Origin of the sequence: Herbaspirillum sp. SJZ107 (assembly GCF_006715485.1) — a bacterium.
Lineage (GTDB): Bacteria > Pseudomonadota > Gammaproteobacteria > Burkholderiales > Burkholderiaceae_D > Telluria.
Genome location: NZ_VFNH01000002.1, coordinates 199,234 through 218,465, shown reverse-complemented (window position 1 = coordinate 218,465; position 19,232 = coordinate 199,234). Strand labels below are relative to the sequence as shown.

Genomic DNA, 19,232 nt, shown 5'->3' with positions numbered 1-19,232 from the left:
CACTATCCCATCCATCCCCGCATCGCCACATCCGCCAGCGTCAAATCCAGGCAATACCGGATCCGCCCCACCATCTCATCGATCTCCGCGCATGTGATCACCAGCGGCGGCGCCACGATCATCCGGTCCCCCACCGCCCGCATGATCACGCCGTTGTCGAACATGTGCCCGCGGCACAGCATCCCCACCCCCAGCTCGCGCGCAAACGGCTCGCAGTCGTGCACCGTCGCGCCCTTGCGCCGCACCAGGTTCAGGCCGGCGGCCATGCCCATGCTCTCGGCATGTCCGACCAGCGGGTGCGAGGCCAACGCGCCGAACGCCGCCTTCAGGTAAGGTCCGGTCTCCTGCGCCACCTTGTCGATCACGCCTTCCTCGGCCAGGATGCGCAGGTTTTCCAGCGCCGCCGCGCACGCCACCGGGTGGCCGGAATAGGTGAAGCCGTGGTTGAAGTCGCCGCCCTTCTCGACCAGGGCGTCGGCCACGCGGTCGCTCACCAGCACCCCGCCCAGCGGCACGTAGCCCGAGGTCACGCCCTTGGCAAACGGGATCAGGTCCGGCCGCATGCCCATCAGTTCGCAGCCGAACCAGGCGCCCAGGCGGCCGAAGCCGCAGATCACCTCGTCCGAGATCAGCAGGATGCCGTAGCGGTCGCAGATGCGCTGGATTTCCGGCCAGTAGGTGCGCGGCGGGATGATCACGCCGCCCGCGCCCTGCACCGGTTCGCCGATGAAGGCGGCCACGTGTTCCGGACCGAGTTCGAGGATTTTCTCTTCCAGCCAGCGCGCCGCCTTCAGGCCGAACTCCGCTTCGCTCATGCCGCGCCCGAGTTCCGCGAAATGCGGCTGCTCGATGTGGTGGATGCCGGGGATCGGCAAGGCGCCCTGCGCATGCATGCCGGCCATGCCGCCGAGCGAGGCCCCGGCGATGGTGCTGCCGTGGTAGGCATTGCGGCGGCTGATGATGGCTTGTCTCTGCGGCTGGCCCATCAGCTGCCAGTAGCGCCACGCCATGCGCACCGCGGTGTCGTTGGCTTCGGAGCCGGAACTGGTGAAGAACACGTGCCGGAAGTGTTCCGGCGCCAGCACGGCCAGGCGCGCCGCCAGCCGCACCGCCGGCACGTTGGTGGTGTTGAAGAAGCTGTTATAGAAGGGCAGCGCCGTCATCTGGCGCGCCGCCGCGTCGACGATGCTGGCGCGGCCGTAGCCGACGTTCACGCACCACAGGCCTGACATGCCGTCGATGATCCTGTGGCCCTCCGAGTCCCATACATAAATGCCGTCGCCGCGCACCATCACGCGCGTGCCCTGGCTGCGCAGCGCGCCGTGGTCGGTGAACGGATGCAGGTAGTGCGCGGCGTCGAGGCGCTGCAGTTCAGCGGTCTCGAAACCGGGCGTATCACGGATCAGGACATCATCCGCCTCCAGGTCCGGCGCATGCACGCCGGCCACCATGCTGTCGATTGCCATGATTGACTCCCATTGTGGTCAGGTACTCAAACATGGAGCAGCAGGTGCTCGCGTTCCCACGAGCTGATCACCGTCATGAACTCCTGGTGCTCGAGTTCCTTGACCGCGGAATAGACATCGACAAAGCGGTCGCCCAGCACGTCGCGCAGGCGGTCTTCGCGGCGCAGCAGGGTCAGGGCTTCGGACAGGCCCTGCGGCAGCTCGACCGGCAGCTTGTAGGCGCTGCCCTCGACCATCGGGGTTGGCTCCAGCCGTTCCTGCATGCCGAGGTAGCCGCAGGCCAGGGTCACCGCCAGCGCCAGGTAGGGGTTGGCATCGGCACCGATCACGCGGTTCTCGACGCGCCGGTCCTGCGAACCGGACACCGGCACGCGCAGGCCGACGGTGCGGTTGTCGACGCCCCATTGCAGGTTGATCGGGGCCGCCGTGCGGCGCACGATGCGGCGGTAGGAATTCACATAAGGGGCGACGATCGCCATCGCCGGCGCCATGTACTTCTGCAGGCCGCCGATATACCAGCGGAACAGGTCGGACGGGGCGCCTTCCGCATTGCTGAAGATGTTCTTGCCGGTCTCGCCGTCGACCACGCTCTGGTGCACGTGCATCGCCGAGCCGGGTTCGCCGGCCATCGGCTTGGCCATGAAGGTGGCATACATGTCGTGCTTGAGCGCCGCCTCGCGCAGCGTGCGCTTGAAGAAGAACACCTTGTCGGCCAGGCCCAGCGGCTCGCCGTGCTGGAAGTTGATTTCCATCTGGCCGGCGCCGATCTCGTGGATCAGGGTGTCGACGTCCAGGCCCATCATGTCGCAGTAGTCGTAGATGTCCTCGAACAGCGGGTCGAACTCGTTGACGGCGTCGATCGAGTACACCTGGCGGCTGGTCTCGGAACGGCCGCTGCGGCCGACCGGCGCGGCCAGCGGCAAATCGGGGTCGACGTTCTTGGCGGTCAGGTAGAACTCGAGTTCCGGCGCCACCACCGGCTTCCAGCCCTTCTGCTCGTACAGTTTCAGGACGCGGCGCAGCACGCTGCGCGGGGCGAAGTCGACCAGCTTGCCGTCGGCGAAATAGCAGTCGTGGATCACCTGCGCGGTCGGGTCGACGGCCCACGGCACCATCGTGATCGTGCCGGGGTCGGCCTTCAGGATCATGTCGCGGTCGGTGGTGGAGATGGCGCGGTCGAAGGCGTCGTCGTCTTCCGGCGAGTTGCCGGTGACGGTCATGCCCAGCACGATTTCCGGCAGGCGCATGCCGCGGTCTTCGGTGAATTTAACGCGTGGAAGGATCTTTCCACGCGCGACCCCGGTCAAGTCGGGGACCAGGCATTCGATTTCGGTGACCCGTTTTGCATTGAGCCACTCGTCCATGTCGTTGTATGAAAAATTGTCGCGGATTGCCATGATTGTTCCTCGTTCGTCGATGAAAAGCAGGCGCGCGCAATAGGTACGCAAAAGCGTGCGCGGCCTGCGTGGATGCGGGCGCAGGAACGGGGAGCTATGGGACGGAGTTTTTCCACTCGTGGGCCGCCCATGTGGCATGGGCGACTACGGGCATTTCCGGTTCCGTTTGGTTCGTTCGTGGTACTCGCGGCAGGCGTTGCCGAAAGCGCCGAACATCTTCATCGAATGGGGGTTGTGGACGATGCGCCACTCCGGGTGCCACTGCACGGCCAGCGTGAAGGCCGGCGCATCCTTGACGGAAAACGCTTCGACCAGGCCATCCTCGGCAGTCGCTTCGACGACCAGGCCGGGGGCCAGCTCGTTCACGCCCTGCCCGTGCAGCGAATTCACCGGAATCTCGGACGCACCCAGAATACCGTGCAGCATGCCGCCCTCGACCAGCCTGACCTTGTGCGCATCGCCGTATTGCTCGTCCATGCCCAGTTCCGGATTCTCGCGGTGGTCGAAGTGGCCAGGCACCGACTGCACCGCCTGGTGCAGGCTGCCGCCCAGCGCCACGTTCATCTCCTGGAAGCCGCGGCAGATCGCGATGATCGGAATGCCACGCGCCACTGCCGCGCGGATCAGCGGCAGCGTGGTCTCGTCGCGCGCCGGGTCCTGCGGCAGCGACGGGTCCAGGACTTCTTCGGAGTAATAGCTTGGATGCACGTTCGACGCCGAACCGGTCAGCATGATGCCGTCGCACAGCTCGAGCATGGTGTCGAGGTCGAGCGACGCTCCCAGCGACGGCAGGATCATGGGGGCGCAATCGGCGCCGAGGACGACGGCGTCGACATATTTATGCTGGGCCGCGTGGTACGGATGTTCTCCGAAATCGCGGGTACAAGCCGGGACGATAACGATCGGGCGCATGGTCTCTACCTTTCAGTGAGGCGCACACGAACCATCATACTGCAAACCGATCCGGGTGCGGGTAGCCGTTGTTACAGATCAATAAAAACACGTATACACCTGTACGCGTTCTACTATCTGCTGTGAGAAAGGTTTCTGTGGTTGGAAACCGATAGCAAAAGTTTATCGTTAATGTTCGAAGGATGCCAACACAAACAGCGAGGATCGGGAAAGTTGATGCAAGTTAAGGTCGTTCCCGCCTCCGCGGGAACGACGCGCATGCGCCTGAACCGGGAACACTGCAGTCGTCAAATCTGCTTCTTCAACGCCGCCACCGCCGCCTCCAGCACAGTGTCCCGGTCCGCCTGGACATCCAGCACCGTCGGCGCCACCTTCAAGCTCGGCTGGATCCCCTTCCCCACCCACTTGCGCCCGTCCGGATAGGTATCGGCCTTGGTGCAGATCCGCGCGATGCCGCCGCCCGGCAGGCGCAGGAACAGCGGCATGCCGGTGCTGCCGCCAGTGGCCTCGCCGGCGATGATGCCGCGCCCCATGGCGTCGAAGGCGACGCTGAAATCCTCGGCTGCCGAATAGGTCGCGCTCGAGATCAGGACGGCGACCGGCTTGCGGTAGGCGTGCGCGGCGTCGTTCGGCCAGGCCGGCGCGGGCTCGCCGTAGTTCGGCATCGTGTGCTGCCAGGCGCGGTAGCTCGGGCGGTAGTCGCGGGTTTCCCAGCGGCTGGTCTGGAAGGGCTGGCCGGCGAGCGTGGCGAGGACGCGGTAACCCACGTTGGAGCTGCCGCCGCTGTTGTTGCGCAGGTCGATCACCAGCGCCGACGAGGCGGCGATGCGGTCGAAAGCGGCCAGGAAGGCGTCGGCCGCGCGGTCGTCACCGAAGCTGTTCAGGGCGACGTAGGCGACGTTGCCCGGCAGCGTCTTGAACACGAACGGTGGCGTGTCCGGCACCGCCTTGTCGTACGTCTCCAGGGTCAAGCGGCGCAGGGTGGTCTCGAAGTTCTTGCCGGCGGCAGTGCGGAAACGCACGCGCGGCGCCACGTCGACCGGCCCGGACAGGAAGCTGTAGGTATAGATGCGGCGCTCCAGGTCCTGTGGCGTCGAGGCGCTGGCATACGGCGCCAGCTCGCGCATGGCGTATTCCGTCACCGGCTGGCCATCGACCTCGAGCACCTCGGTGCCCGGCACGATGCCCCTGGCCTGCAGCGCCGGGTCGAACACCTTGCGCACCAGCACCCGCCCTTCGACCAGGTGGGTCGAGAGCAACGGCTTGGCCATCATCGTGTTACGAAGTTGCGGCCCCGGATAGACGTTGGTATGGCCATCCTGCAGGCGCGCGCACAAGGCCATCAGCACCTTGTAGTACTCGGCGGTGGAGCGGGTGGCGCGCACCTTCGGCAGGTATTCCAGGTACAGGCGGTCCCAGTCGATCGCCTTCAGGGTGTCGACGTAAACGAAGTTGTACTTTACCTCCGACCAGAATTTCGACAGGCCGGCGACCTTCTCGTCCTCGCTCAGGTTCTCGGTATAGGGCGAGGCCAGCGCGTCCGAGTCGTACAGCTTCGACTCGATCTGCTGCCGCTGGCGCAGCTGGGCCAGCAGCGCCCCGAAGCGCGCATCGCCGCGCAGCGCAGCAAAGGCATTGTCGGCGGCGGTGCCGTCGGCATCGAGGTAGCCGGCATCGATCGCCTGGCGCAACCCGGCCAGCGCCTTGTCGCCATTCCCACCGAGGGCGTCGTAGCCGGCGGCGCCGGCCAGCAGGCCCGGGTTGGTGCGGTCCATCTCGAAAGCCTGGCGCAGCAGCTGGGCGGCGCGCCCGTAATCCTTGCCCTGCGCTGCCTGCTGGGCAGCACTCTCCAGCGCGTCGGTCGACTGGGCGGCGACGGCAAGCGGCAGGGTAAGCGCCAGTGCGGCGAGCGCGGCCAGGACAGGGGGACGTGCCATTGCGAATCCTTTCAGGTCGTTATCGAATGTGTTCATGCTAGGCAAACCCGGCTTCCGCGCCCAGCCATATGCGACAGAATGCACGCTTTGCATGCCAAAATGCAATCAGCGTGGATGATCCGTACGGATACTGGACAGCACCGGCCCGATTTTGTGCAGCGTGCTATCTTTGACTTCCCAAACGAACAAGGTCGTGGCCATGAACAGCCCGCCGACCATTGACGAGGATCCCATGCTGAACCTGAAAGACCCTTCCCTGCTGCGCCAGCAGGCATATATCGACGGCGAATGGTGCGATGCCGTCGAAGGCAAGACCGTCGACGTCATCAACCCCGCCACCGGTGAAGCGCTCGGCACCGTGCCCCACATGGGGACGCAGGAGACCCGGCGCGCCATCGAAGCCGCGAATGCCGCCTGGCCGGCCTGGCGCAAGACAACCGCGCGCGAACGCGCCCGGATCCTGCGCACCTGGCATGACTTGATGATGGAAAACGCCGACGACCTGGCGGCCATCATGACCGCCGAGCAAGGCAAACCGCTGGCCGAATCCAAGGGCGAGGTCGGCTATGCCGCGGCGTTCTTCGAGTGGTTCGGCGAGCAGGCCAAGCGCATCGAAGGCGACGTGCTGGAATCGCCTTCGCGCGGCAGCCGCATCATCGTCACCAAGGAACCGATCGGCGTGTGCGCCGCGATCACCCCGTGGAACTTCCCGGCTGCGATGATCACCCGCAAGGTCGCGCCGGCCCTGGCGGCCGGCTGCCCGATTGTGCTGAAGCCGGCCGAACTGACGCCCTATTCCGCGCTGGCGCTGGCGGTACTGGCCGAGCGCGCCGGCGTGCCGAAAGGCGTGTTCTCGATCGTGATCGGCGACTCGCACGCCATCGGCGCCGAAATGTGCGCCAATCCGATCGTCCGCAAGCTCAGCTTCACCGGCTCGACCGCGGTGGGGCGTACCCTGATGCAGCAGTGCGCACCGACGGTGAAGAAGCTGTCGCTGGAACTGGGCGGCAATGCCTCCTTCATCGTGTTCGACGATGCCGACCTGGATGCCGCCGTCGAAGGCGCCATGGCCTCGAAGTACCGCAACATGGGCCAGACCTGCGTCTGCGCCAACCGCTTCTATGTGCAGGACAGCGTGTACGACGCCTTCGCGCAGAAGTTCGCGGCGGCGGTCGCCAAGCTGAAGGTCGGCAACGGCGCCGAACCCGACGTGACCCAGGGTCCGCTGATCAACGACAAGGCGGTCGACAAGGTCGAGCATCACATTGCCGATGCGCTGGGCAAAGGCGCGCGCCTGCTGTTGGGCGGCAAGCGCCATGCGCTCGGCCACAGCTTCTTCGAGCCGACCGTGCTGGCCGACGTGACATCGGAAATGATCATCGCGGAAGAGGAAAGCTTCGGTCCGGTGGCGCCGCTGTTCCGCTTCAAGACCGAGGACGATGCGATCGCCCAGGCCAACGCCACCGAATTCGGCCTCGCCTCCTATTTCTACTCGCGCGACGTCGGCCGCGTGTTCCGCGTCGCCGAGCAGATCGAGACCGGCATGGTGGGCATCAATACTGGCCTGATTTCGAACGAGGTCGCGCCCTTCGGCGGCGTCAAGCAGTCGGGCCTGGGGCGCGAGGGGTCGAAGTACGGGATGGACGATTACCTGGTCATCAAGTATCTCTGCCTCGGCGGCCTGGAATAGGACAGCCGCGCCATGCGCCGCGATCCTTTCGCACTGGTGCGCGACGCGCCGCTGTTCGTGGTGCCGCGCATGCTCGACCAGCTGCGCGGCTACCGCGCGGGCGCCAAGCTGGCCGGCTTGCCGGGACCGAATCCATCGGCGCAACGCGAACGGCTGGCGGCCGAGCTTGATGGCCTGGCCGAGCGCCTGCTCGCGGGGATCGAGGCGCATCCGACCAAGTTCTGGGTGCTGAAGCAGTTCCAGCGTTCGCTGGAAGCGGTGCGGGAAGAGGATGCCGGGGCGCGCGAGCATGTCGGCGAGGAACTGGAGCGGCTGCTGGCGATCCTCGGCATCGACAGCACGGATGGCGTATTGACCCATTACCTGGGCGGACTGTAGCCGGGTATTTACAGGCGTAGCGCATGTTGCCCTGATTAAACAAATATGACATTTTTGATTGTCATATTCGCTTGCCCTCACTAGAATGACTGATAACGCTGAGCAACTTTCTCAGCGTATCCTTTTGCCGCGCCCCTACCCTGCCCGGCACTTCCACAACGCAGACCTCCATTCTCAAACACAGCGTCCCTGCATGTCGCCGGGATGCCTGCATCGATTGATTTCGCCTTGGTCAGGACAAGGCCGATACAGGTTTTGCGAACGTGGTCCCGCAACCAATTTCGTCAAAATAGACCTGTTATGAAACTGAACAATATGAAGATCGGGCAACGTCTCGCGCTGGGCTTTGGCCTGGTCCTGGCGCTGCTGCTGATCATTGCCGCGACCGGCCTCAAGAACATGGACGAACTCGACGCTTCGATCAACAAGATCGTCAACGGGAACAATGTTCGCATCGACAGCGCGTCCAGTATGCGCGACGCCCAGCGCCGGCTGGCCATCGCCGTCCGCGACATCATCCTGACGAACGACGAAGCGGAAATGGAAAGCTTCGACAAGACCGTGGAAGCCGCTTCGCGCGACTACGACGCGGCCGCGGCAAGGCTCGACGGCGCCGTCAAGTTTACGGATACGCGCGCGCTGCTGGGCAAGATCGGCGATGCGCGTGCGGCGGCGTTACCGTTGATTGCCAAGGTCCAGCAACTGGGCCGCGCAAACAGGAACGAGGAAAGCGCGCGCCTCATGCAGACTGCGGCGGTGCCGGCGCTCAAGGCCTGGAACCAGGCCATCAACAAGATGATCGAATTGCAGGCGGCACGCAACAAGGCCGACCTGGAAGCCGGCGCGCTGCGCTACCGCAGTGCGCGCCTGGTGATGTTCGCTGTGGTGACGCTGGCGCTCGTGCTTGCGGTCGCCATCGGTGTCGTCATCACGCGCTCGATCACCCGTCCGCTGCGCCAGGCGGTGGACGTCGCCAAGACGGTCGCCGCGGGCGACCTGACCAGCCGCATCGAGGTCGACACGACCGACGAAACCGGCGAACTGCTGGCGGCGCTGAAGGACATGAACATGTCCCTGCTGACCATCGTCGGCCAGGTCCGCAGCGGCACCGAGACCATTGCCACCGCCTCGAACGAAATCGCGCACGGCAACCTCGACCTCTCGAGCCGCACTGAACAGCAGGCCGGTGCACTGGAAGAGACCGCTTCGTCGATGGAAGAATTGACCGCGACCGTCAAGCAGAACGCCGACAACGCACGCCAGGCCAATCAGTTGGCGCTGGCGGCATCCGGTGTCGCGACGCGTGGCGGCACCGTGGTCGCCGACGTCGTGAAGACGATGGACTCGATCAAGGAATCGTCGGCCCGGATCGCCGACATCATCGGCGTCATCGACAGCATTGCCTTCCAGACCAATATCCTGGCACTGAATGCCGCGGTCGAGGCGGCGCGGGCGGGCGAACAGGGCCGCGGTTTTGCCGTCGTGGCGTCCGAAGTGCGCACCCTCGCGCAACGCTCCGCCGGCGCGGCCAAGGAGATCAAGGACTTGATCGGCGAATCGGTCGAGAAAGTCGGGGCCGGCAGCCGCCTGGTGCAAGAGGCCGGCACGACCATGGAAGCGATCGTCGCCAGCGTACGCAGTGTCACCGATATCATGGCCGAGATCACGGCTGCGAGTCACGAGCAGGAAGCCGGTATCGAGCAGATCAACCAGGCGGTCGGCGAGATGGACTCGGTTACCCAGCAGAATGCGGCGCTGGTGGAGGAAGCCGCCGCCGCCGCGCAGTCGCTGCAGGAACAGTCGGGCCAGCTGGAACGCCTCGTCAGCACCTTCCGTCTTGCCGGCGGCACGCCGGCGACCGCCCCTGCCCGGATGCCGCTGCAGGCGTCACGGCCGCGCCTGGCGGCGGCGTGAGGCAGGGTCCGATCAACGTTTGTATTCGTGGTACTTGCGCGCATCGCCGCGCACCTGGTCGGCCGGGTACTTGGCGCGGTTGAGCACCATTTTTTCCTCGACCGCGGCCAGCAGGTCGACATCGAGCTTGTCGGCCAGGCGCACCAGGTAGACCAGCACGTCGGCCATCTCGTGCTTTACCTCGGCCAGTTTGTCGGGGCCGAGTTCCTCGATCCGGCCGTGCTGCAGCCACTGGAAGTGTTCCAGCAGCTCGGCCGCTTCCACGCTCAAGGCCGACGCCAGGTTCTTGGGCGAATGAAACTGGTCCCAGTCGCGCTCGTCCACGAACCGGCGCACGATGTCGCGCAGCTGTTGCAGTTCGCCAATTGCCGGATCATTTGCCATAATCGTGCTCCAGTACCAGATTTCCGGACTATCCCGGGAGCGCCATGATACACGGCCAAGGCTGCGACATGGCTTGATAACGCTACCAGGCACACCACCACTGCTGACACGATGAACAAACCACAGACCACGCGCAACCGCGCCAGCGGCCGCGTCACGCTGACCGAGGTCGCTGCCAGGGCCGGCGTCGGGACCATGACGGCGTCGCGCGCGATCAACCAGCCCGAGCTGGTGTCGCAGGCGCTGCGCGCGCGCGTCGAACAGGCCGTGGCCGAGCTCGGTTACGTGCCCAACCGCGCCGCCCGCGCGCTCGCCTCGGCGCAGTCGAAGGTGATCGTGGTGCTGGTCCCCTCGCTGTCGAACGCCGTGTTCACCGCCGTGCTGGCCGGCATCCAGGATGCGCTGGAAACCGACGGCTACCAGATCCTGATCGGCAATACGCGCTACTCGGATGCCGAGGAAGAGAAACTGCTCGGCATTTATCTGCAGTCGAATCCGGACGGCATCCTGCTGTCCGGCCTGACGCACAGCAAGCGCGTGATGGACATCCTCGCGTCATCGAAATTGCCGGTGGTGTCGATGATGGACCTGGCGAGTTCGCCCGACGCCCTGTCGGTCGGCTTTTCCCAGTCCCAGGCCGGCTACACGATGACCCGCTACCTGCTCGACAAAGGCTACCAGCGCATCGGCTTCATGGGCGCCCAGCGCGACGAGCGCACGCTGAAACGGGCGGAAGGCTATCGCCGCGCACTGCGCGAAGCCGGGTGCTACGATCCCCGGCTCGAGACCATGGTCGCCGATCCGTCGACGGTTGCCCTCGGCGCCGAACTGCTGGGCCGCATGCTGTCGGTGGCGCCCGAGTGCGATGCGATCTTCTGCTGCAACGACGACCTTGCACAGGGCGCCATCTTCCAGTGCCAGCGGCGCGGGATCGCGGTTCCCGGCCAGTTGGCGATCTGCGGCTTCAACGACCTGCCGGTGTCGGCCTGGATGAACCCGTCGGTCACCACCATCGCCACCCCGCGCTACCGGGTCGGCTTCGAGGCCGCCCAGTTGCTGCGTGCCGTGATCCACGGCGACCGGCCCGCCGTCACCCGTATCGATCTCGGCTTCACGCTGATGGCGCGCGAGAGCGCCTGACCTCTCTTCCGGCCTTTTCCCGAAGGCCGCGGCTTACCCATGCTGCATAGCAGCATGGAATCTCCTTTACAAACCCATCCATCGGCGTAGACTCGCCACCAATCTGATAGCGCTACCAAATTTATCATCACTTATCATAATCCGACTATGCACACCAAGCTTCCATCTCCTTCCGCCGTGCCGGCCCGCTGGATCGTCATGGGCGTATCCGGCTGCGGCAAGAGCGAAGTCGGCCAACGGCTGGCGCAGGCGCTGGGCGTGTCCTTCCTCGAAGGCGATGCCTACCACAGCGCATCGAACGTGGCCAAGATGGCCGCCGGCACCCCGCTCGACGACCACGACCGCGCCGGCTGGCTGGCCACGCTGCAGGTGGAGATCGCTGCGGCGCGGGCGCGCGAGGAAGGCCTGGTGCTGGCCTGTTCGGCGCTCAAGCGCCGCTACCGCGACCTGCTGCGCGCCGCCGACCCGCACCTGCGCTTCGTCCACCTGAGCGGGCCGCGCGACCTGATCGCCGAGCGCATGCGGGCCCGCACCGCCCACTACATGCCGGCTTCGCTGCTCGACAGCCAGCTGCGCGACCTCGAACCCCTGCAAGACGATGAAGCCGGCCTGTTGTTCGACATCGGCAAGCCCCTTCCGGTACTCACCGAAGAAATCCTGCAATCCGAGGGTCGCTAGAACCCATTCCCACAAACCACAGGAGACACAGACATGGCAATTACAAGCAAACAAGGCATTCCACGGCGCCGCTGGGGCATCGGCGCGCTGCTCGGCGCAGGCGTCCTGATCAACTATATCGACCGCATCGGCCTGTCGGTCGCGGCGCCCCAGATCAAGGAGATGTTCAACCTGAGCGCAGTCGAACTGGGCTTGCTGTTTTCCGCCTTCGCCTGGTCTTATTCACTGCTGCAGATCCCGGTCGGGATGGTGCTGGACCGCTTCGGCCCGACCCGGGTCGGACGCTGGGGTGCCTTCCTGTGGGGGGTGGCATCGGTGATCACCGCGTGCTCGAGCGGTTTCGCAGGCATCCTGGTGGCGCGCATCATCCTGGGGGTAGCCGAGGCCCCGGCCTTCCCGGTCAGCGCCAAGGCCACCGGTTACTGGTTCCCGCGCCACGAACGTGGCCTGGCCACCGCGATCTTCGATGCCGCCGCCAAGTTCTCGAACGTGATCGGCGTGCCGCTGGTGGCGATCACGGTGGTGAGCTTCGGCTGGCGCTGGGGCTTCGCGCTCACTGCCGCGCTGAGCTTCGGCTACTTCATCGCGTTCACCCTGCTGTACCGCGATCCGAGCGCCGACAAGCGCCTGTCGAAAGCCGAATACCACTACATCCAGCGCGGCGGTGCCGCCCCCGAAGGCCCGGCCGACGCCGGTGCCGTCAACATGCTGGGCTACCTGCTCACCAAATCCAAGGTGTGGGGCCTGACGATCGGCTTCGCCGCCTACGGCTACACCTTTTATCTGTTCCTGACCTGGCTGCCCGGCTACCTGGTCGAGTCGATGCACATGAGCATCCTGCAATCGGCCGGCTACGCCGCCATCCCCTGGGCCTTCGCCACCCTGACCGACCTGTTCGTCGGCGGCTGGCTGATCGACCACCTGGTCTCGCGCGGCAAGGACGAATCGAAGGTCCGCAAGACCGTGCTGGTGGTCGGGATGACCTTCGGCCTGGCGGTGTTCGGCGCTACCCAGACCACCGATCCCGCCTGGGCCATCTTCTGGATCTCGATCGCGCTCGGCGGCCTGGCCTCGGCGGCGCCGGTCAGCTGGTCGCTGCCGTCGCTGATCGCGCCGAAGGGCGGCGCCGGCACCATCGGCGGCATCATGAACCTGGCCAACAACCTGATGGGCGCGGCCGCACCGATCGTCACCGGCATGATCGTCGGCGCCACCTCCTCGTTCACCAACGCGTTCTTCGTCGCCGGCGTCATCCTCGTGATCGGCATCGTCTGCTTCGTGTTCGTGCTCGGGAAAATCGAGCCGATCCCCGATCCGGAATCCGCCGCCGCCGCCGCGCCGGTCACGGTTGCCTGAAGGGACGGATGATGCAAGCATCGATTTCCCTGCTGCGCGGCGCGCTGCTGTGCAGTGCAATGCTGTGCAGCGGCACCGCGCTGGCCGACGGTGCGGTCACGTTCTATGGCGTGGTGGATGTCGGCGTGTCGGTCGACGGTGGCGGCATGGGCGGCACCTCGACCCGCGTGACCAGCGGCATGGCGACCCAGAGCCGCTGGGGCTTGCGCGGCGTCGAAGACCTGGGCGGGAACATGGCCGCATTCTTCGTGCTCGAAGGCGGCATCCACGCCGACAACGGCACCTCGACCCAGAACAACACGCTGTTCGGGCGCACCTCGATAGTGGGACTGCGCGGCAGCTTCGGTTCAGTGAGCGTCGGCCTGCAGGATACGCCGCTGTTCACCACGCTGAACGTAGTGGTCGATCCGCTGCGCAACGGCGTGGTCCGTTCGAACAACCTGATGCCGCCGACCGGCTTCCGGGCCGCCAATTCGGTGCTGTACCGCAGTCCCGACTTCAATGGTTTCAGCGGCGACCTGATGGTGGCGGCCGGCGAGGTCGCCGGCGACCCTGCCGCCGGGCGCGCCATCGGCGGCTCGTTCGGCTACAGCCGCGGCCCGGTCGCTGCCCGCATCGCCTACCACCGCAAGAACAATGACGCTCCCGGCCTGTCCGGCACCGATCCCGCGCGCAACCTGCTGTTGGGAGCAAACTACGATGTCGGGATCGCGCGTGCCCACGTCGGGTATGAAGTCAGCAAGGGCCGCAACAGCGCGCCGCTGAACAACGGCGTGGCGGTGTTCGGCGGCGCGGCGCCGGTCGCGTCGACCGACAGCCGCGCCCTGCTGCTGGGTGTCTGGGTGCCGCTCGGGGTCAGCACGGTGGTGCTGAGCTATGTGCGGATGGACGACCGCAGCGACCTCGACCAGGACGCGCGGCAGCTGGGTGCTGCCTATATGTTTGCGTTTTCCAAACGCAGCGATGTGTATGCTTCCTACGGCGTGATCCGCAACCGCAACGGCGCCGCCTACACGGAAGGCAACAGCGAAGAGCCCGGCACGGGCAAGCGCCAGTTCGCGGTGGGTCTGCGCCACCGCTTCTGACGTCTTCGCCGTCTTATTGGGCTTGGCCGTCGAGGTAACCCTGCAGCACTGCCTGCAGCTTCGGCTCGATCTCTGCCTGGTCGCTGATCGTGATGCCGAGGTCGCGCAGCAGGCCGTCATGCACGCCGTAGACCCAGCTGTGGATGGTCAGCGGCTGGCCGCGTTCCCAGGCGTCGCGCACGACGGTGGATTGGGCGATGTTGATGACCTGCTCGGCCACGTTCAGTTCGACCAGGCGGTCGGCGGCCGCCTTGCCGGCCACGTTGCCCAGGTATTTGCCGTGCTTTTCGCGCACGTCGCGCACGTGACCGAGCCAGTTGTCAGCCAGGCCGACGCGGGTGTAGTTGAGGGCGGCGCCCACGCCCGAGCAGCCATAGTGGCCGCACAGGATGATGTGCTTGACCTTCAGCACGTCGACCGCGAACTGGATCACGCTCAGGGCGTTCAGGTCGGAGTGCGCCACGACGTTGGCGATGTTACGGTGCACGAACAGTTCACCTGGCGCCATCCCGAGCAGTTCGTTGGCGGGCACGCGGCTGTCCGAGCAGCCGATCCACAGGTATTCAGGCGCCTGCTGCGAGGCCAGGTCCGAGAAAAAGCCCGGATCTTCTTCCACCCTTGCTGCCGCCCATTTGCGGTTGCGTTCGAACAGGTCGGCGGCGGTGAGGCCGGTTGGGGTTTTTGCCATAATAAACTCCTATCTTGATACGGATGCGGATGCGAGCACGGCCATTGTGCTTGCGAAAACAGAACAATGTTAAAGCTGTGAATACAGAAATATACACTTGAACATTGTCTTTACGGAAGCGTGTGACGGAACCCACCGCAACCGGCCAGGTGGGAACGACGTTTTACGTAAAAAAAACCGCCGAAGGTTTTCACCATTCAGCGGCTCATGGACCTCTGGTCCGCGGACCTCTTACTCGAAGAAGTCCTTCACTTTATCCATCCAGCCCTTGCTTTGCGGGCTGTGCTTGGCGCCGCCGTCGATGGTCAGGCGCTCGAACTCCTTGAGCAGGTCTTTCTGCTTGTCGGTCAGTTTGACCGGGGTCTCGACCACCACGTGGCAGAACAGGTCGCCCGAGTATCCCGAACGCACGCCCTTGATGCCCTTGCCCTTCAGGCGGAAGGTCTTGCCGGTCTGGGTGCCTTCGGGGATGGTGAAGGACACCTTGCCGCCCAGGGTCGGTACCTCGATCTCGCCGCCCAGCGCCGCCTTCACGAAGGAAATCGGCATCTCGCAGTGCAGGTCGTCGCCTTCGCGCTGGAACACTTCGTGCGGCTTGATGTGGATCTCGACGTACAGGTCGCCCGGCGGCCCGCCGTTGGTGCCCGGTTCGCCGTTGCCCGACGAGCGGATGCGCATGCCGTTGTCGATACCGGCCGGGATCTTCACTTCCAGCGTCTTGTTGCGCTTGATGCGTCCGGCGCCGCCGCAGGCCGCGCACGGTTCCGGGATGATCTTGCCGCTGCCGTGGCACTTCGGGCAGGTCTGCTGGATCGAGAAGAAGCCCTGCTGCATGCGCACCTGACCGTGGCCGGCGCAGGTCGAGCAGGTGACCGGCTGGGTGCCCGGCTTGGCGCCGCTGCCGTGGCAGGTGTCGCACTTGTCCCAGCTCGGCACGCGGATCGTGGTGTCGAAGCCGGCGGCTGCCTGCTCCAGCGTGATCTCGAGGTTGTAGCGCAGGTCGGCGCCGCGGTAGACCTGGGGTCCGCCGCCGCGGCCGCCACGGGCGCCGCCGCCGAAGATATCGCCGAAGATGTCGCCGAAGGCATCGCCGAAACCGCCCGCGCCGAAGCCGCCGCCGCCCATGCCGTTCGGATCGACGCCGGCGTGACCGTAGCGGTCATAGGCCTCGCGCTTCTCCGGATTGCTCAGCATTTCGTAAGCTTCCTTGACCTCCTTGAACTTCTCTTCCGCTTCCTTGTTGTCCGGATTGCGGTCAGGATGGTATTTCATCGCAAGCTTGCGATACGACTTCTTGATGTCTTCTTCCGAAGCACCCTTGGCGACCCCGAGGATCTCGTAAAAATCACGCTTTGCCATTTGTCGGCACCTTGCTGTTATTTACTCAACTATCTATGCAAAAAAACCGAGCCGGGCACCCCTGGGGTCGCATCGGCTCGGCGGGGTCAATCAGTCCGGGGGACTGATTGACAAGACGTCCACCCTACCATTACTTGGCGTCTTTGACTTCCTTGAAGTCGGCGTCGACGACGTCGTCGTCCTGCTTGGCGCCAGCGCCGGCACCGGCGTCAGCACCCGGCTGGCCACCCGCGGCACCGCCCTGCTGGGCCTGCATGTCGGCGTACATCTTCTCGCCCAGCTTCTGCGAAGCGGTCGACAGCGCGGCAACCTTGGCATCGATGTCGGCCTTGTCGCCCGACTTGATCGAGGCTTCCAGGTCGGTGATCGCAGCTTCGATCTTTTCCTTCTCGCCGCCTTCCAGCTTGTCGCCGTACTCGGTCAGCGACTTGCGGGTCGAGTGGACCAGCGCGTCGGCCTGGTTGCGCGACTCGGCCAGTTCCTTGACCTTCTTGTCTTCTTCCGCGTTCAGCTCGGCGTCCTTCACCATCTTCTGGATCTCGTCTTCCGACAGACCCGAGTTGGCCTTGATGGTGATCTTGTTTTCCTTGCCGGTGGCCTTGTCTTTCGCGCCGACGTGCAGGATGCCGTTGGCGTCGATGTCGAAGGTCACTTCGATCTGCGGGGTGCCGCGTGCTGCCGGCGGGATGCCTTCCAGGTTGAATTCACCCAGGCCCTTGTTGCCGGCGGCGATTTCACGCTCGCCCTGGTACACCTTGATGGTCACGGCCGGCTGGTTGTCGTCGGCGGTCGAGAACACCTGCGAGAACTTGGTCGGGATCGTGGTGTTCTTCTGGATCATCTTGGTCATCACGCCGCCCAGGGTTTCGATACCCAGCGACAGCGGGGTCACGTCCAGCAGCAGCAGGTCCTTGCGCTCGCCCGACAGGACCGAACCCTGGATGGCGGCGCCGACAGCGACAGCCTCGTCCGGGTTGACGTCCTTGCGCGGATCCTTGCCGAAGAACTCCTTCACTTTTTCCTGCACCTTCGGCATACGGGTCATGCCGCCGACCAGGATGATGTCGTCGATGTCCGAAACCTTGACGCCGGCATCCTTGATGGCGATGCGGCACGGCTCGATGGTCTTGGCGATCAGTTCCTCGACCAGCGCTTCCAGCTTGGCGCGGGTGATCTTCAGGTTCAGGTGGACCGGGGCGCCGTTGGCCATCGCGATGTACGGCTCGTTGATCTCGGTCTGCTGCGACGACGACAGTTCGATCTTCGCGCGCTCGGCCGAGGCCTTGATGCGCTGCAGGGCGATCGGGTCTTTCGACAGGTCGAGGCCGTTGATTTTCTTGAACTCGTCGATGATGTAGTCGATGACGCGCTGGTCGAAGTCTTCGCCGCCCAGGAAGGTGTCGCCGTTGGTCGACAGCACTTCGAACTGCTTTTCGCCTTCGACGTCGGCGATCTCGATGATCGACACGTCGAAGGTGCCGCCGCCGAGGTCATACACGGCGATCTTGCGGTCGCCCTTGTCGGTCTTGTCCAGGCCGAATGCCAGCGCAGCCGCGGTCGGCTCGTTGATGATGCGCTTGACGTCCAGGCCGGCGATGCGGCCGGCATCCTTGGTTGCCTGGCGCTGCGAGTCGTTGAAGTAGGCCGGCACGGTGATCACGGCTTCGGTCACTTCTTCGCCGAGGTAGTCTTCGGCGGTCTTCTTCATCTTGCGCAGGACTTCGGCCGACACCTGCTGTGCCGCCAGTTTCTTGTCGCGCACGCCGATCCAGGCGTCGCCATTGTCGGCCTTGACGATCGCGTACGGCATCAGGCCGATGTCCTTCTGGACTTCTTTCTCGTCGAATTTACGGCCGATCAGACGCTTGACGGCGAACAGGGTGTTCTTCGGGTTGGTGACCGCCTGGCGTTTCGCCGGCGCGCCAACCAGGATCTCGCCATCTTCCTGATAAGCGATGATCGAAGGCGTAGTACGGGCGCCTTCCGCATTCTCGATAACCTTCGGCTGGCCGTTCTCCATGATGGCTACGCAGGAGTTGGTCGTGCCCAGGTCGATACCGATAATTCTGCCCATAATATTTTCCTTTTTAGTACTCAGTTTTCAGATGTGTCGAATATAGGGAAATAACGCTTGCTTTCAAGAGCTTGTTCAGCTCCTGTGCAACATTTATTTCGGCGCCGCAGCAGTCACGATGGCCGGACGCAGCAGGCGGTCGGCGATCATGTAGCCCTTCTGCAGCACGGTAACCACGGTGCCCGCTTCCTGTTCGGACGGGACCACGGCGACGGCCTGGTGCTTGTTCGGGTCGAGCTTGTCGCCCGCCTGCGGCATCACTTCGACCAGACGATTCTTTTCGAATGCAGTGGTGAGCTGCTTGAGGGTCATCTCGACGCCTTCCTTGATGGAGTCCACCGTCGGCGCTTCGACTTTCAGTGCCATCTCGAGGCTGTCACGCACCGGCACCATGGCTTCGGCAAAGCTCTCGATCGCGAATTTATGCGCCTTGCTCACGTCTTCCTGGGCACGGCGGCGGATGTTTTCGCCATCGGCCTTGGCACGCATGAACGCATCGTGCATCTCGGCCAGCTTGGCTTCGGTAGCGCTCAGCTGTTCTTCGAGGCTGGGCTCCGCGGAAGGCGCGGCCTGGGTTGCCTGAGCGGCTGCGTCGGCGTCCGGTTGGTTGCTCACGTCTTGGTTTTCTTGGTCTTGCATCGAAAAAACTCCTGGAATCAAGGACTTGGCTGATTGTTAGTGAATGACTGCTGGTCACGCTGGCACCCATATGAGGCAATCTCCTACATTTTCAAGGGGAATTGCGCGATTCACATCGTGGCGTGCTTGTCGTTA

Annotated in this window: 16 protein-coding genes; 7 read left to right on the top strand and 9 right to left on the bottom strand. The window is 64.6% G+C overall.

Translation table 11 applies throughout. The features are described 5' to 3' along the window. Positions 1-2: 2 nt before the first annotated feature. The 4 genes from FBX97_RS10665 to FBX97_RS10650 all read right to left on the bottom strand — a co-directional run bounded on the left by FBX97_RS10665 (position 3) and on the right by FBX97_RS10650 (position 5,712). Positions 3-1,466 carry an aspartate aminotransferase family protein gene (locus FBX97_RS10665; protein ID WP_255517421.1) on the bottom strand — a complete coding sequence of 488 codons (1,464 nt, stop codon included), beginning with the start codon at positions 1,464-1,466 and terminating at the stop codon, positions 3-5. Between the two features lie 26 nt (positions 1,467-1,492). Continuing rightward, positions 1,493-2,863: a glutamine synthetase family protein gene (locus FBX97_RS10660; protein ID WP_141831408.1), complete on the bottom strand. Its 1,371-nt coding sequence runs from the start codon at positions 2,861-2,863 to the stop codon at positions 1,493-1,495. 144 nt (positions 2,864-3,007) lie between these two features. Next, entirely contained in the window at positions 3,008-3,775 is a 768-nt protein-coding gene (locus FBX97_RS10655; protein WP_141831406.1) for a gamma-glutamyl-gamma-aminobutyrate hydrolase family protein, read from the bottom strand. 287 nt (positions 3,776-4,062) lie between these two features. Next, complete coding sequence (locus FBX97_RS10650; RefSeq protein ID WP_255517420.1) at positions 4,063-5,712, bottom strand: S41 family peptidase; 1,650 nt, start codon at positions 5,710-5,712, stop codon at positions 4,063-4,065. A gap of 232 nt (positions 5,713-5,944) precedes the next feature. Here FBX97_RS10650 and FBX97_RS10645 point away from each other — a divergent pair, with 232 nt between their 5' ends. The 3 genes from FBX97_RS10645 to FBX97_RS10635 all read left to right on the top strand — a co-directional run bounded on the left by FBX97_RS10645 (position 5,945) and on the right by FBX97_RS10635 (position 9,694). Continuing rightward, positions 5,945-7,402, top strand: a complete 1,458-nt coding sequence (locus tag FBX97_RS10645) for an NAD-dependent succinate-semialdehyde dehydrogenase (RefSeq protein ID WP_141831404.1) — start codon at positions 5,945-5,947, stop codon at positions 7,400-7,402. A gap of 12 nt (positions 7,403-7,414) precedes the next feature. Beyond that, positions 7,415-7,780: a DUF4844 domain-containing protein gene (locus FBX97_RS10640; RefSeq protein ID WP_141831402.1), complete on the top strand. Its 366-nt coding sequence runs from the start codon at positions 7,415-7,417 to the stop codon at positions 7,778-7,780. A gap of 300 nt (positions 7,781-8,080) precedes the next feature. Continuing rightward, on the top strand, positions 8,081-9,694 hold the full coding sequence (locus FBX97_RS10635) for a methyl-accepting chemotaxis protein (protein ID WP_141831400.1): 1,614 nt from the start codon (positions 8,081-8,083) through the stop codon (positions 9,692-9,694). A gap of 12 nt (positions 9,695-9,706) precedes the next feature. Here FBX97_RS10635 and FBX97_RS10630 read toward each other — a convergent pair whose 3' ends face one another. Further along, positions 9,707-10,078 (bottom strand): nucleotide pyrophosphohydrolase, encoded by a 372-nt coding sequence (locus tag FBX97_RS10630; protein ID WP_141831398.1) that lies wholly within the window; start codon positions 10,076-10,078, stop codon positions 9,707-9,709. 111 nt (positions 10,079-10,189) lie between these two features. On the opposite strand from FBX97_RS10630, the gene FBX97_RS10625 reads away from it, so the two are divergent. The 4 genes from FBX97_RS10625 (at position 10,190) to FBX97_RS10610 (ending at position 14,337) form a co-directional block, all read left to right on the top strand. Continuing rightward, the gene (locus FBX97_RS10625) at positions 10,190-11,218 is read left to right on the top strand and encodes a LacI family DNA-binding transcriptional regulator (protein ID WP_141831396.1); all 1,029 of its coding nucleotides are present in this window, start codon (positions 10,190-10,192) and stop codon (positions 11,216-11,218) included. Between the two features lie 147 nt (positions 11,219-11,365). Continuing rightward, positions 11,366-11,896: a gluconokinase gene (locus FBX97_RS10620; RefSeq protein WP_255517419.1), complete on the top strand. Its 531-nt coding sequence runs from the start codon at positions 11,366-11,368 to the stop codon at positions 11,894-11,896. A 33-nt stretch (positions 11,897-11,929) separates the two neighbouring features. Next, the gene (locus FBX97_RS10615) at positions 11,930-13,252 is read left to right on the top strand and encodes an MFS transporter (RefSeq protein ID WP_141831394.1); all 1,323 of its coding nucleotides are present in this window, start codon (positions 11,930-11,932) and stop codon (positions 13,250-13,252) included. 8 nt (positions 13,253-13,260) lie between these two features. Continuing rightward, the gene (locus FBX97_RS10610; RefSeq protein ID WP_255517418.1) at positions 13,261-14,337 is read left to right on the top strand and encodes a porin; all 1,077 of its coding nucleotides are present in this window, start codon (positions 13,261-13,263) and stop codon (positions 14,335-14,337) included. A gap of 13 nt (positions 14,338-14,350) precedes the next feature. On the opposite strand, the gene can is transcribed toward FBX97_RS10610, so the two are convergent. The 4 genes from can to grpE all read right to left on the bottom strand — a co-directional run bounded on the left by can (position 14,351) and on the right by grpE (position 19,097). After that, positions 14,351-15,025 (bottom strand): carbonate dehydratase, encoded by a 675-nt coding sequence (gene can, locus FBX97_RS10605; protein ID WP_141831392.1) that lies wholly within the window; start codon positions 15,023-15,025, stop codon positions 14,351-14,353. Between the two features lie 231 nt (positions 15,026-15,256). Further along, entirely contained in the window at positions 15,257-16,384 is a 1,128-nt protein-coding gene (gene dnaJ, locus FBX97_RS10600; protein ID WP_141831390.1) for a molecular chaperone DnaJ, read from the bottom strand. Between the two features lie 130 nt (positions 16,385-16,514). After that, positions 16,515-18,458: a molecular chaperone DnaK gene (gene dnaK / locus FBX97_RS10595; RefSeq protein ID WP_141831388.1), complete on the bottom strand. Its 1,944-nt coding sequence runs from the start codon at positions 18,456-18,458 to the stop codon at positions 16,515-16,517. Between the two features lie 93 nt (positions 18,459-18,551). Next, positions 18,552-19,097: a nucleotide exchange factor GrpE gene (gene grpE / locus FBX97_RS10590; protein WP_141831386.1), complete on the bottom strand. Its 546-nt coding sequence runs from the start codon at positions 19,095-19,097 to the stop codon at positions 18,552-18,554. Between the last annotated feature and the right edge of the window lie 135 nt (positions 19,098-19,232).

Excerpts from the sequence above, each read along its gene's own strand:
- dnaJ (WP_141831390.1), bottom strand. The coding sequence starts at position 16,384 with ATGGCAAAGCGTGATTTTTACGAGATCCTCGGGGTCGCCAAGGGTGCT.
- FBX97_RS10650 (WP_255517420.1), bottom strand. The coding sequence starts at position 5,712 with ATGGCACGTCCCCCTGTCCTGGCCGCGCTCGCCGCACTGGCGCTTACC.
- FBX97_RS10610 (WP_255517418.1), top strand. The coding sequence starts at position 13,261 with ATGATGCAAGCATCGATTTCCCTGCTGCGCGGCGCGCTGCTGTGCAGT.
- FBX97_RS10645 (WP_141831404.1), top strand. The coding sequence starts at position 5,945 with ATGCTGAACCTGAAAGACCCTTCCCTGCTGCGCCAGCAGGCATATATC.
- FBX97_RS10615 (WP_141831394.1), top strand. The coding sequence starts at position 11,930 with ATGGCAATTACAAGCAAACAAGGCATTCCACGGCGCCGCTGGGGCATC.
- can (WP_141831392.1), bottom strand. The coding sequence starts at position 15,025 with ATGGCAAAAACCCCAACCGGCCTCACCGCCGCCGACCTGTTCGAACGC.
- FBX97_RS10640 (WP_141831402.1), top strand. The coding sequence starts at position 7,415 with ATGCGCCGCGATCCTTTCGCACTGGTGCGCGACGCGCCGCTGTTCGTG.
- FBX97_RS10620 (WP_255517419.1), top strand. The coding sequence starts at position 11,366 with ATGCACACCAAGCTTCCATCTCCTTCCGCCGTGCCGGCCCGCTGGATC.
- grpE (WP_141831386.1), bottom strand. The coding sequence starts at position 19,097 with ATGCAAGACCAAGAAAACCAAGACGTGAGCAACCAACCGGACGCCGAC.
- FBX97_RS10630 (WP_141831398.1), bottom strand. The coding sequence starts at position 10,078 with ATGGCAAATGATCCGGCAATTGGCGAACTGCAACAGCTGCGCGACATC.
- dnaK (WP_141831388.1), bottom strand. The coding sequence starts at position 18,458 with ATGGGCAGAATTATCGGTATCGACCTGGGCACGACCAACTCCTGCGTA.
- FBX97_RS10625 (WP_141831396.1), top strand. The coding sequence starts at position 10,190 with ATGAACAAACCACAGACCACGCGCAACCGCGCCAGCGGCCGCGTCACG.
- FBX97_RS10660 (WP_141831408.1), bottom strand. The coding sequence starts at position 2,863 with ATGGCAATCCGCGACAATTTTTCATACAACGACATGGACGAGTGGCTC.
- FBX97_RS10655 (WP_141831406.1), bottom strand. The coding sequence starts at position 3,775 with ATGCGCCCGATCGTTATCGTCCCGGCTTGTACCCGCGATTTCGGAGAA.
- FBX97_RS10665 (WP_255517421.1), bottom strand. The coding sequence starts at position 1,466 with ATGGCAATCGACAGCATGGTGGCCGGCGTGCATGCGCCGGACCTGGAG.
- FBX97_RS10635 (WP_141831400.1), top strand. The coding sequence starts at position 8,081 with ATGAAACTGAACAATATGAAGATCGGGCAACGTCTCGCGCTGGGCTTT.